This window comes from Bradyrhizobium brasilense (assembly GCF_029714345.1).
GTDB lineage: Bacteria > Pseudomonadota > Alphaproteobacteria > Rhizobiales > Xanthobacteraceae > Bradyrhizobium > Bradyrhizobium australafricanum.
The window spans coordinates 650,374-662,318 of record NZ_CP121669.1; the positions used below are offsets into that span (position 1 = coordinate 650,374).

Here is an 11,945-nt window from a genome sequence, read left to right on the forward strand (position 1 = left end):
GAGGTTCCCGGGCGAGCGCTGTCCAAATCGGTGAAAACCCTGATCGCGTTAACCTTTGATTAACCATGCGGTCCGATTGTTAACCATTCGACAAGACAACCGAGTCAGGGGCGATGGACGCAACTCAACAGGTCGCACGTCAGCAGGTCCGCATGCGCGGCCGTTCCTACGTTGCGTTCGTTTTCTCGCCGGTCGTGCCGGTCGTGTCCTGGCTGGCCGAGATCGACGCGACGCTGGCCAAGTCGCCGGGCTTCTTCACCGGCAAGCCCATCGTGCTCGACCTCTCGGCGGTCGATCTCAGCCAGACCGCGATCGCGCATCTGATCGGCAGCCTCGGTGAGCGCAACATCCGCATCCTCGGCATCGAGGGCGTCGACGAATCGAAGCTCGGCGCCAACATGCCGCCGCTTCTGACCGGCGGCCGGGCCTGCGCGATCACCCATGTCGAGCCGCAGAAGCCGCAGGTGCAGGAAAAAAACAAGGACAAGGACAAGACCAAGTTGCCGTCGCTGCTGCTGGAGAGCCCGGTCCGTTCCGGCCAGTCGATCGTGTTCGCCGAGGGCGACGTCACCGTGCTCGGCTCGGTCGGCTCCGGCGCCGAGATCGTCGCCGGCGGCTCGATCCATGTCTACGGCACGCTGCGCGGCCGCGCGATGGCCGGCATCAACGGCAATTCGGCGGCCCGCATCTTCTGCCAGAGGATCGAGGCCGAGCTGCTCGCGATCGACGGCTACTACCAGACTGCGGAAGAAATCGCCGACAGCTTGCGCAACCGGCCCGCCCAGGCGTGGCTCGAGGGCGAGATGCTGCGCATCACACCATTGAACTGACCGACCACAAGGAGAGAGAGAATGGCCAAGGTATTGGTCGTGACGTCTGGAAAGGGCGGGGTCGGCAAAACGACCTCAACCGCCGCGCTCGGCGCGGCGCTCGCGCAAATGGGTCAGAACGTCGTCGTCATCGATTTCGACGTCGGCCTGCGCAACCTCGACCTCGTGATGGGCGCGGAGCGGCGGGTGGTGTTCGACCTCATCAATGTGGTGCAGGGCGTCGCCAAGCTGCCGCAGGCGCTGATCCGCGACAAGCGGCTGGAGAATCTCTGGCTGCTGCCGGCGTCGCAGACCCGCGACAAGGACGCGCTGAGCGAAGAGGGCGTCAAGCACGTGATCGCCGACCTCAAGACCAAGTTCGACTGGATCCTGTGCGACAGCCCGGCCGGCATCGAGCGCGGCGCGACGCTCGCGATGCGCTACGCCGACGAGGCCGTCATCGTCACCAATCCGGAAGTGTCGTCGGTCCGCGACTCCGACCGCATCATCGGCATGCTCGATTCCAAGACGGTCCGCGCCGAGCGCGGCGAGCGCGTCGAGAAGCATCTTCTGGTCACCCGCTATGATGCCGGCCGCGCGGCGCGCGGCGAGATGCTCTCGATCGACGATATCCTGGAGATCCTTGCGACTCCCTTGCTCGGCATCGTCCCGGAAAGCCAGGACGTGCTGCGCGCTTCCAATGTCGGCTGTCCGGTCACGCTGAACGCAGCAAGCAGCGCGCCGGCGCGGGCCTATACCGACGCGGTACGCCGCCTGATGGGCGAGGCGGTGGAGATGACCGTGCCGGTTCAACGCAAGGGGTTGATGGATCGGCTACTGCGACGGAGGGCGGCATGATGAACGTAATGCGGCTGTTCGGCGGCCGCGCCGCATCGGCGCCCGTCGCGCGGGAGCGGTTGCAGATCCTGCTTTCGCATGAGCGCGGCCGGACCGGCGCGCCAGATCTCCTGGAGACACTTCGCTCGGAAATCCTGAGCGTGGTTTCCAAGCATATCGACGTCGACCCCGACAAGGTCGTGGTCCGGATGGACCGTGGCAAGTTCGTCTCGATGCTCGAGGTCGACATCGAGGTTCCCAATGGCGTGCAACGATCAAAGATGGTGGCGGCCACATGACGGCAGACAGCGATAGTCACATTGCCTGGCAGCGCGCGCAGCTCAAGAAGCTGCGGGCGGCGTTGAGGGCGATCGAGGCCGATCAGCTCGGCAAGGCCAATTGCGGCCGCGCGACGCAGATGACGATCGACGAATTGCAGCGCAAGATCGGCGAGTCGGGCCGCTGCATCGCGGAGTACGAGCGCCGCACCCGTCGCCCGCTGGCGACGGATCTCGGCAGCCTCGCCAGCGTCAGCTGGACGCACTGGAACGCCAACATGCCGATGGCCAAGGCGCCGCGCCACCGCGCGTAGTGCGATAATTCTCCCGTCGTCATTGCGAGCCACCCGGTCGGCGCGAAGCGCCGCCGGATGACAGGCTCCGCGAAGCAATCCATTTTTCCGCATAGGCGGCTCGATGGATTGCTTCGTCGCTATCGCTCCTCGCAATGACGGGAAGAGACAGGCGACCTACAGCAAGAACGCCAGCGCGCTCTCGCAACTATCCTCGACTTTGAGGGTGAGCAGCTCGTCGGCGCGGGTGCGGCCGAGATTGACGGCGGCGATCGGCAGGCCGCGCTGCTCCGCCATCCGGACGAAGCGAAAGCCGGAATAGACCATCAGCGAGGAGCCGACCACCAGCACGGCGTCGGCCTGCTCGAGATGCGCCTGCGCCGACGCGACCGTATCGCGCGGCACGTTCTCGCCGAAGAACACCACATCGGGTTTCAGCACGCCGCCGCAGGCCTCGCAGGCCGGCACCACGAACGACGAAAAATCCTGCTCGAGATCGGCGTCGCCGTCGGGAGCGTCGGCGGCATCGAGCGTGAGCCAGGCGGGGTTTCGTCGCGCGAGCTCGTGCTGGAATTGTTCGCGCGGCATCGTCGCGCCGCAGCCGAGGCAGCGCACCACATCCAATCGGCCGTGCAGGTCGATCACCCGCTGGCTGCCGGCGGCCTGGTGCAGGCGGTCGACATTCTGGGTCAGCAGCAGCTCGCAGCGCCCTTGCTGTTCGAGCTTGGCCAGCGCGCGATGCGCGCCGTTCGGCGCGGCGCGGCCGAACCGCCGCCAGCCCACCATGCTGCGCGCCCAATAGCGCTGCCGCGTCGCCGCCTCGCCCAAGAACGCCTGGATGGTCACCGGGCGCGTCCGCTTCCAGTTGCCGTCGCTGTCGCGATAATCAGGAATGCCGGAATTGGTGCTGCAGCCCGCCCCGGTCAGGACAAACAGGCGCTGGTGGCCGGCGACGAAATCCTCGAGGGCGGGGTGTGGCATGGCAGCACATCTAGTGCGGCGCACGCATCTGCGCCAGATGTGGGGCCTGCCGCGAGCGGACCTTTCACGCCGCCTCTGCGTTGACGGCATGGCACCCGAGACGTGGTGCTGCGCGCGCCCGTTTGCCTGGCGCAATTGCCGACGGAGTGATCGATGCGGCCGGGATTCATTGTCGTCGTTTGCGGGCTGATGTCGCTGGCGCTGTCGCCGTCCCATGGTCAGGATGCGGGCGTGTCCGGCGAGCAAGCGTTCAACAATTCCTGCCGCACCTGCCACACGGTCAAGGACGGCGACAACCGCGTTGGCCCGAACCTGCACAATGTCGTCGGCCGCAAAGCCGGATCGGTTGCGAGCTTTCCTTATTCGGAGGCGATGAAATCATCCGACATCGTCTGGGATGAGAGCGCGCTGCTGCGCTTCATCGAGGATCCCGAGGGCGTGGTGTCGGGTAACGGCATGAAGCCGTATACCGGCGTGCGCTCGGCGGAAGATCGCGCCAAGATCGTGGCGTTCCTGAAATCTCCCGGCAAGTGACCGTTGGCGGTAGGCCGGTCTCACTTTGCCGGCACGACGAAGACCTGGCCGGGATAGATCAAATTGGGATTGCGGATCTGCTGCGAGTTAGCCCGATAGATCACGGCGTAGCGCTGTCCGGCGCCGAATGCGCGCTGGCTGATCCGCCACAGGCTGTCGCCGCGGGCGACGGTGGTCGTGGTGATCTTCGGCACGATCACGGCGGAGGGGGACTTCACATCGGATGCGGTGGTGGTTGCCGCCGCGGCGAGCTGCGGTTTGGCGATATCCGCACGGCCGGACGAGGTTGGCGATGCCGGGATCGATGCGGTCGTCATCGTGTCCGGAACGTTGAACGGCACCTCGGCCCGCGCGCGGACCTTGCCGGAAGTGGGGTCGACGTCGTCAAGCCGCACCTTATAGTTGCCGGCCGTCACGCCCTTGTTGATCGTGACCGAGAGATGCCCCGCCTCGTCGGCCGTCGCGGACGTGATCAAGCTGCCGTTGAGATAGAGCCGGACGGTCGCGCCGGGAGCTGCCTGACCGCTCACATGGAGCTTGCCGTCCGGTTCGGTCTCGACGGCCTCGATGGCCACTTTCCCAGCCGCCGGCGCCGTGGCCGCAGGTTGCGACAGCACGCGGACCGGTTTGTTCGGCGCCATCAGCGCCACCATCGGCCGCTCCCTCGTCGCAGCCTCGAGCGCCACCGCCACGCTTTGCTTGGAGGTCACCTGCTTGCCGTCGCGCGTCATGCGCAGGGTCAGGTCATAGTTTCCCGGCGGAAGCGGGCGCGGGACCATGACGAACTGGCCGGACTTGTCCACCACGACGCGATCGTGCACCTCGCCATCGCGCAGCAGTTCCACCGTCGTGCCCGGTAGCGCCCGGCCGGCGACAACGGTCTCGCCGGTCGGTTCGATGTTGACGACGTCGAACTCCGGCACCGCGTCGCCGCCTGGTGCCGGCGCCGGTCCTGTCAGCACGTCGGCCAGGGCCGCGGTCTCGGTTTGCGCCTTTGTCAGCGCGGTCTTGTCTTGGTCTCGCGTCGGAGCCGCTGGCGCGGATGGTGCCGTCGCCGTCAAAGGCGTGCTCCCGCCCAGGATTTGCTGGGTTTGGCGGATGCCGAAGACGAGCGCCGCCGTGCCGCCGGCGGCAAGTGCCAGCAACGGAATGACCAGTCGGATCGCCGTGGCGTTCATGATTGTCATCCGCGGATGATGTCCCCCGCGCATCCGCGCGCGACCCCCGCCCCCCGCGGGGATTTAGTGAGAGACTGCGCCGGTTTGCGCCGGCCATCAAGTCGGATGAAGGGATTACTTCTCTCGGGCAGGCCGGCCGATCTGGCGGCTCACGGCGCCCGGCCCGTGCCGGGATCACGTCAGGTTCAAAACTCCAGCGCCGCATTGTCCACCACCTCCTTCATGACGAAGAAGGTGCGGGTCTGCCGCACGCCGGGCAGCGCGATCAGCTGATCGCCATGGATGCGCTTGAAGTCGTCGACGTCGCCGGCGCGGATCTTGAGGAAGTAGTCGAAATCGCCGGCGACGAGATGGCAGTCGAGCACGCATTTGAGCTTCGCCACCGCCTGCTCGAAGCTCGCAAAGCTTTCCGGCGTCGAGCGGTCGAGCACGACGCCGACCATGACCAGCGTGCCCTTGCCGAGCTTGCGCGGCGCCACCATGGCGCGGACGCCGCTGAGATACCCCTCGTCGAACAGCGCCTGCGTCCGGCGATGGCAGGTGGCGGGGCTGACGCCTACCTGATCGGCCAGTTCGGCATTGCTGAGCCGGCCGTTCTTCTGCAGCAATCTCAACATCTTGAGGTCGATGCGGTCGAGTCGGGCGGACATGGAAGAATCTCTCACTATTGGTCGATTTCATGAGAGAAAATATACCATCGGGGCCAGATCCGGCAATCTTCGGCAATTGCGCGAGCTGAGTTAGAGAGCACCTTTCGCGCCAGGGGTGATAGCTGTGGCCGCCGTTTCAGACCACCAAAGAGGATGCCAGCATGCTGGAGAAGTTCGCGCGCTATCCACTCACCTTCGGGCCGACTGCCATCGAGAAGCTCGATCGGCTGTCAAAGCATCTCGGCGGCAAGGTCGAGCTCTATGCCAAGCGCGAGGATTGCAATTCCGGGCTCGCCTATGGCGGCAACAAGCTGCGCAAGCTCGAATACATTATCCCCGACGCGATCGCCTCCAATGCCGACACGCTGGTCTCGATCGGCGGCGTGCAGTCGAATCACACCCGCATGGTCGCGGCCGTCGCGGCCAAGATCGGCATGAAGTGCCGGCTGGTGCAGGAAAGCTGGGTGCCGCATGAGGACGCGGTCTATGATCGCGTCGGCAACATCCTGCTCTCGCGGGTGATGGGCGCCGATGTGCGGCTGGTCGACGAAGGCTTCGACATCGGCATCCGCAAGAGCTGGGAGCAGGCGATCGAGGAAGTGAAGGCGGCGGGCGGCAAGCCCTACGCGATTCCGGCCGGCGCCTCCGTGCACAAATTTGGCGGGCTCGGCTATGTCGGGTTCGCTGAGGAGGTGCGCGCGCAGGAGCGCCAGCTCGGCGTCAAGTTCGACTACATCATCGTCTGCACGGTGACCGGCTCGACCCATGCCGGCATGCTGGTCGGCTTCGCCGCCGATGGACGCGCGCGCAACGTGATCGGCATCGACGGTTCGTTCACCCCGGCGCAGACCAAGGCGCAGGTGCTGTCGATCGCGCAGAACACCGCAAAACTCGTCGAGCTCGGCCGCGATATCGTGGAGGATGATGTCGTGCTGATCGAGGACTACGCCTATCCCGCCTACGGCGTGCCGTCGGAGGAGACCAAGGAGGCGATCCGCCTCAGCGCGCGGCTCGAGGGCATGATCACCGACCCCGTCTATGAGGGCAAGTCGATGCAGGGCATGATCGATCTGGTCCAGAAGGGCTATTTCCCGGCCGGATCGAAGGTGCTCTACGCCCATCTCGGCGGCGCACCGGCGCTCAACGGCTACGCCTACGCGTTCAGGAACGGCTGAGGCGAGCGGCCTTCTGATTTCGTGGCTTCATCCGGGCTACGCATTCTTACCTCCCCTTGAAAAGGGGAGGTCGCTTTGCTCGCCAGAGCAAAGCGGGTGGGATCTGCTTTCTCCGCTTGCAGCATCGCCTGCGGCTGACCCCCATCCCGACCTTCCCCCTTTCAGGGGGGAAGGAGCTGGCGGCCTTCCGATTTCGTGGCTTCGTAGCCCGGATGAAGCGAAGCGCAATCCGGGTAGGTCTCTCGGCGGCACGAGATCCCCGGATTTCGTTCGGCTCCATCCGGGCTACGCATTCTTACCTCCCCTTGAAAAGGGGAGGTCGCTTTGCTCGCAGAGCAAAGCGGGTGGGGATCTGCTTTCTCCGCTTGCAGCATCGCCTGCGGCTGACCCCCATCCCGACCTTCCCCTTTTCGGGGGGAGGGAGCTGGCGGGCTTCCGATTTCGTGGCTCCATCCAGGCTACGTTCGATGTCCCACGTCAGGTCCTCGTCAGCTTCGCCCGGTAATTTCAATGGGCCGGGCGAGTTGGGAGACCATCGCGTGAGGATGATGAATGCGGCCGGCCGAGCCATCGCCGCGCTCGGCATTGGCATCGTCGCCGTGGGACATTGGGTCTGGACCTACCAGGGTCAGGGTGCCGCGCCGCACGCCCGCCTGCTGGCGATGAATCACGCCGTCGAGCTCTACGCCGGCATCTTCCTGATCGGCGTCGGCGTCCATGCCCTCGCATCCTGGTACTCGGTCAGCGAACCAGATCCGCCGGCGCGCTCCTCAGTTGGGGAGCCGCAGTAGCGTCCGCCTTGGCGGCAATGCTCCGGTTGAGGTGCTGTCCTGGTTAGGACACTCGGAGAGGTGAATTAGGACATCTGATGCCCGGTGGAATCTGGAAATGGGACACTGCCGCTGACTGACATACGCTAAAGCGCCCGCCGATCCGACGTGTAATGCTTTGAACATTATGTTCAGGACCGATTTAGATGGCGTCGAGTTCAGCCTCATAGGCTTGGCGGGGGTATCGCTCGTCGCGTTCATCATCAGCTTAGGCTGGCTTCTGATCGGCTGAACTGCCGTAGCTCATTGGAAACGTCAACTTGGCCTTAGCGCTCTCCCGGCGCTGGGGCCGTTTTCTAATTGGGACACTTCCAAAATCAACTTAGGACACGGGGCCTAAATGCGGACAGCACCCCGGTTGAGATGCTGTCCCAGTTAGGACATTCGCTTGGGGAAATCAGGACACTCATTCACATATGCAAATGCCCTTCCGTGCCATCGAGGTTCTAGCTCACGCGGGGGTGTCCATAATCTTTCCCTACCCCACGGGCGCTCCTCGGCCTCAGCCTCCCTGCCGGAGTGCTGGGGCCGTTTGCTTGAGTGCCGCATCGCATCTGCGATGAAACGCATGCTGACTTTCCTATGCAAATGCGGGAACAGACCTATTGGGCGCAGGGCCGAGTTCTCATGGGAATGACAATCCCTCTGGCCCCGGCGCTAGCTGCGTGCCGGGGCCGCTTTATTCTCAGCGGCGCGGCAAGGCGGCCTCAGCGTTCGTTCCAACGCGCTGGGGCCGTTTCCTTGAGGGCGTCACGGGAACAGTCTCGCTGGAAGGCTTGATTGATCGCCACTCTCTACGTAGCATCTCGGATTGGTGTGCCAGCATACGCGATTGGGCTGCGACGTTCCGGACAATGGCGCGCTCGGGAGCGAGTAGCTTCAAGGCCACATCATCACACTGCGCCGCCATCGCTCGCATCTCTTCCGACGTCATGCTGTCGTATTAGAGGGCGCTTCGACCGGGCTGCATTTGCCTATGTTTCAGCCCCAAGCTGGGGATTGTGCCGGAGATTCAGCCGCGAGCCTGCGGAGGATGGATCTCAACTACAGGAAGAGACGCGCCGCTCTCATTTGGCGTGACGGCAAACTCGGAAGCAGAAGTGCGCGAGCGATTTGAATCGAGCTTGCGCCGATGGATCGAGATCATAAACGGAGAGGCCGCCAACTGAGGCGGCCTTACTTAACGACGCCTTTGATATCGGACCTTCGCCGGAACAGTTTTATTTGTCCGATCAGCGGTCGGATCAGATATTTTAGAATTAGGCCGAGACCTATGATCGACACCAGGATTGGCCAGTAGGCCAAGATCGCAAGAACGGCCAACCATTCCGGGCTGCGCTGCTCCCGCCAATAATACACCGACGCCGCGATGACGTGAGCCACCAATAGCGCGGCCCAAATGGCTAGCGCGACGATGACGGGCTCATCGAATGTCAACGCTTCCCATGCGGCTTCACCCGGCCTTGAAGACGCACTTTCGCTTTCCATGGCTTGCTCGACCTCCCTCAGCTTCCAACCCCTGCGATGGCGGGCTTATTCCATTGGAATGAAGGGGACGGTAGCGGAGGCTGGAACTCCGTTCACCCACGGAGAACCCCGGTAATACTTCTGCCCTGTGGAGCCAGAACACTTGGCGGATTGCAAAAGCCAGAACATCTGGTATGCGACTCAGTAGTCCTACCGAGAACATCGGCCAAGCTACGGTTTCCGTTTGCTTAATCGGAATTAGGACACTCCAAAATCAACTTGGGGCACGGGGCTTTAAATACGGCGAGCACCCCGATTGACATAGGAACAAAATAGGAACATAGGTTCTGTAACCTGAGGGTGTGGCGATCGCCTCATCCGCGGCGGGCTTGCGCGGCCGCAGGACCAAAGACCAAGCCGCGCACCACTTGCGGATGAATTTCGCCGCCTCCTATGACGGGTTGTGGCTGGGGGAGTGCGCGTCATGAGAGTTGCGGTCTGGGCGGTCGTTGCGGCCGCGTGGCTGTTTGCGTCTGCAACTCCGTCGAACGCCCGCGGTCCCTACGGCTCGATCACGGTCGGCAACTGGAAGGGCGGTGCTTTCACCAACGACAAGAATGGCGCCTTCACCCATTGCTCGGCAGGCACCACGTATCAAAGCGGCATCTTCTTCATGGTGTCGATCGCCGAGAATGGCAGCTGGCGGCTCGGCTTTGCCCATGACAACTGGCGTCTGACGCCGGGCGAGGCCTTTCCGCTGGCGCTGACCTTCGACGGCCAGCCGGCGTTCAACGTCTACGGCATGCCGCTCGGCACCCAGCTCGTGAATGTCGAGATGCCGGTGAATTCCAGCCTGATCAACCAGTTCCGCAAGGCGCGCCAGATGACGGCATTCGCGCAGGGACAATTGTTTCAGTTCAACCTCAATCAGACCGCCCAACTGCTGCCGGCACTGCTCAACTGCGTCGTCTCGGTGAAGAAGAACGGCGTCTCCAATGCCGGCGAGTTCGCGGTCGCGGCAAAGCCTGCGGCTGCGCCGCCGCAGCAGGCTGCAGCACCCAACGCGCCGCCAGCGAAGCAGGCGAGATCGGGGACCGGCACCGGCTTTGTGGTCAGCAGCAGTGGCCACGTCGTCACCAATCACCATGTCGTCGGCGGCTGCAGCGAGATCACGGGCAACCTAAGCGGCGAGGCGCCGGTCAAGCTGCGCCTGGTGTCCGATGACGAGACCAATGATCTCGCGTTGCTGCAGGCGCCGACCCCGTTCAAGGATGTCGTCAGCCTCAGGCAAAACCCCATCCTGGTCGGCAACGGCGTCGTGGCGATCGGTTATCCCTATCACGGATTGCTGACATCCGATTTCACGGTCACCACGGGCATTGTCTCTTCGCTGAGTGGCATCCTCAACGATACCCGTCATCTGCAGATCAGCGCCGCCGTGCAGCCGGGCAACAGCGGCGGTCCGCTATTCGACCTCACCGGCGCGGTGGTCGGCGTGGTGGCTGCCAAGCTCGACGCGGTGAGGATGGCGCGGGCGACGGGGACCATCCCGGAGAACATCAATTTCGCGATCAAGACCGGCGCGCTGCGCGACTTCCTCGACAACAGCGCGGTGGCGTACCGGACCGCCGAGTGGCGCGAGGAGATGAAGAAGGAAACCGCCGAGATCGCCAAGAATGCGCGCGGCTACACGCTGCTGATCACCTGCACGGTGAACGAGCAGAGCGCGAACGCGAAGAAGGGCAATTGAGACCTCCGCTACGCCCTCTTCCCGTCCTTACGGCAGGGCGACTGCATCTGGCTACCGGCCACGCGTCTTTCCTTGCGACGTCCGGGCAGCCGCCGACTCCTTTGCATGGGGTTGTTTTCTATATTTTGGCAATGGGCGCCTGCGACGTACGAGCGGAGTATGCTCAACCGAGCCGCCGCAGCGTATGCACCGTGATCTCGGCCGGGCAGTTCAGCCGCACCGGCGCCAGGCTGGTGCCGGCACCGGCCGATGTGTAGCCGGCAAGCGCGCCGAAGCGCCAGGCGCCTCGGCCCATCCGGCGCGGCAGCCGCGCCTCCAGCTTGATCGCGATGCCGCCGGGCAGGCAGAGCTGGCCGCCATGGGTATGGCCGCTCAGCATCAGGTCGAAGCCGGCGGCCGCCGCCGCGCGGTAGGATTCCGGCGTATGTGCCAGCAGGATCGAGAACGCATCGCGCGGGATCGCCGCGGCAGCCTTTGCAATGTCGTCGGTCCGGTAGAAGTGCGCGTCGTCGATCCCGGCGAGGTGGATCGTCGCGCCATCGCGCGTGATCGGCTCCTGCTCATTGAACAGCATCCTGATGCCCATCGCCTCCAGCGCCGGCGTCATGCGGATGCTGTCATGATTGCCGAGGATGCCGTAGAGCGGCAGCTTGATCCGCGCGCACAGATCCCGCATCAACGCGAGGCTCGTTTCAAATGGCCCATACGTCTTGCCGCGGTAGTCGCCCGTGAGAACGCAGATATCGCAGGCGATGTCGCTCACGATGTCCATCAGATGCCGCATCGCGTCCTGGCTGATGTCGGCGTGGAGATCGCTGAGATGCAGCATGGTGAAGCCGTCGAAGGCCGCCGGCAGGCGCGCCGACGTCACCAGATTATGCCGCACCTCAACCTGGTCGGCGTTGCGCCGCGCGCGGCCGTGCAGGCCGGTCACCTTGAGCGCGGTCTCGATGATCCGCGGCGCCAGCTTCCAGTTCTCGACGTTGAACAGCAGCGTGCCCTGGCCGAACACCTGCTTCTCATGCGCGGCCTCGATCCCAAGCCGGCGCACGACGTGATCCGCGCCGATCCGCTCGACCAGTCCCTGCAATGCCGTGTCGGCCATCGTCCCCCGTGCGGTCCGCGATGCGAAGCGCGGACCGGCGCGACACTATCATGCGCAA

The 11,945-nt window shown here is 64.2% G+C and carries 13 protein-coding genes; 8 read left to right on the forward strand and 5 right to left on the reverse strand.

What is annotated here, in order from left to right; all coding sequences use genetic code 11:
- Positions 1-113: 113 nt before the first annotated feature.
- The 4 genes from minC to QA635_RS02970 are packed head-to-tail and all read left to right on the forward strand — an operon-like array spanning position 114 to position 2,238.
- Complete coding sequence (gene minC, locus QA635_RS02955; protein WP_028335249.1) at positions 114-830, forward strand: septum site-determining protein MinC; 717 nt, start codon at positions 114-116, stop codon at positions 828-830.
- 21 nt (positions 831-851) lie between these two features.
- A complete protein-coding gene (minD, locus tag QA635_RS02960) occupies positions 852-1,667 on the forward strand; it encodes a septum site-determining protein MinD (RefSeq protein ID WP_057021178.1) in 816 nt (271 codons plus the stop codon).
- Complete coding sequence (minE, locus tag QA635_RS02965; protein ID WP_026192121.1) at positions 1,667-1,945, forward strand: cell division topological specificity factor MinE; 279 nt, start codon at positions 1,667-1,669, stop codon at positions 1,943-1,945. The genes minD and minE overlap by 1 nt, the downstream gene beginning before the upstream one ends.
- Positions 1,942-2,238 carry a hypothetical protein gene (locus QA635_RS02970; protein WP_057021179.1) on the forward strand — a complete coding sequence of 99 codons (297 nt, stop codon included), beginning with the start codon at positions 1,942-1,944 and terminating at the stop codon, positions 2,236-2,238. The genes minE and QA635_RS02970 overlap by 4 nt, the downstream gene beginning before the upstream one ends.
- Before the next feature lie 156 nt (positions 2,239-2,394).
- Here QA635_RS02970 and QA635_RS02975 read toward each other — a convergent pair whose 3' ends face one another.
- Positions 2,395-3,198, reverse strand: a complete 804-nt coding sequence (locus QA635_RS02975) for an NAD-dependent protein deacetylase (RefSeq protein ID WP_283066796.1) — start codon at positions 3,196-3,198, stop codon at positions 2,395-2,397.
- Between the two features lie 153 nt (positions 3,199-3,351).
- On the opposite strand from QA635_RS02975, the gene QA635_RS02980 reads away from it, so the two are divergent.
- The gene (locus QA635_RS02980; protein ID WP_283066799.1) at positions 3,352-3,732 is read left to right on the forward strand and encodes a c-type cytochrome; all 381 of its coding nucleotides are present in this window, start codon (positions 3,352-3,354) and stop codon (positions 3,730-3,732) included.
- Between the two features lie 20 nt (positions 3,733-3,752).
- Here the strand turns inward: QA635_RS02980 and QA635_RS02985 are convergent, their stop codons facing one another.
- Together QA635_RS02985 and QA635_RS02990 are read right to left on the reverse strand one after the other, a co-directional pair.
- The gene (locus QA635_RS02985) at positions 3,753-4,910 is read right to left on the reverse strand and encodes an Ig-like domain-containing protein (RefSeq protein WP_283066801.1); all 1,158 of its coding nucleotides are present in this window, start codon (positions 4,908-4,910) and stop codon (positions 3,753-3,755) included.
- Positions 4,911-5,095: 185 nt separating this feature from the next.
- Positions 5,096-5,560, reverse strand: coding sequence for an Lrp/AsnC family transcriptional regulator (locus QA635_RS02990; RefSeq protein ID WP_057021181.1), 465 nt, complete (start codon positions 5,558-5,560; stop codon positions 5,096-5,098).
- Between the two features lie 161 nt (positions 5,561-5,721).
- On the opposite strand from QA635_RS02990, the gene QA635_RS02995 reads away from it, so the two are divergent.
- Positions 5,722-6,735, forward strand: coding sequence for a 1-aminocyclopropane-1-carboxylate deaminase (locus QA635_RS02995; protein WP_057021182.1), 1,014 nt, complete (start codon positions 5,722-5,724; stop codon positions 6,733-6,735).
- Between the two features lie 545 nt (positions 6,736-7,280).
- A complete protein-coding gene (locus QA635_RS03000; protein ID WP_283072175.1) occupies positions 7,281-7,526 on the forward strand; it encodes a hypothetical protein in 246 nt (81 codons plus the stop codon).
- A 1,215-nt stretch (positions 7,527-8,741) separates the two neighbouring features.
- Here the strand turns inward: QA635_RS03000 and QA635_RS03005 are convergent.
- Positions 8,742-9,053 (reverse strand): hypothetical protein, encoded by a 312-nt coding sequence (locus QA635_RS03005; RefSeq protein ID WP_283066806.1) that lies wholly within the window; start codon positions 9,051-9,053, stop codon positions 8,742-8,744.
- Positions 9,054-9,516: 463 nt separating this feature from the next.
- On the opposite strand from QA635_RS03005, the gene QA635_RS03010 reads away from it, so the two are divergent.
- The gene (locus QA635_RS03010; protein ID WP_283066808.1) at positions 9,517-10,782 is read left to right on the forward strand and encodes a S1C family serine protease; all 1,266 of its coding nucleotides are present in this window, start codon (positions 9,517-9,519) and stop codon (positions 10,780-10,782) included.
- A 163-nt stretch (positions 10,783-10,945) separates the two neighbouring features.
- Here the strand turns inward: QA635_RS03010 and QA635_RS03015 are convergent, their stop codons facing one another.
- Positions 10,946-11,887: a metallophosphoesterase gene (locus QA635_RS03015; RefSeq protein ID WP_283066810.1), complete on the reverse strand. Its 942-nt coding sequence runs from the start codon at positions 11,885-11,887 to the stop codon at positions 10,946-10,948.
- Between the last annotated feature and the right edge of the window lie 58 nt (positions 11,888-11,945).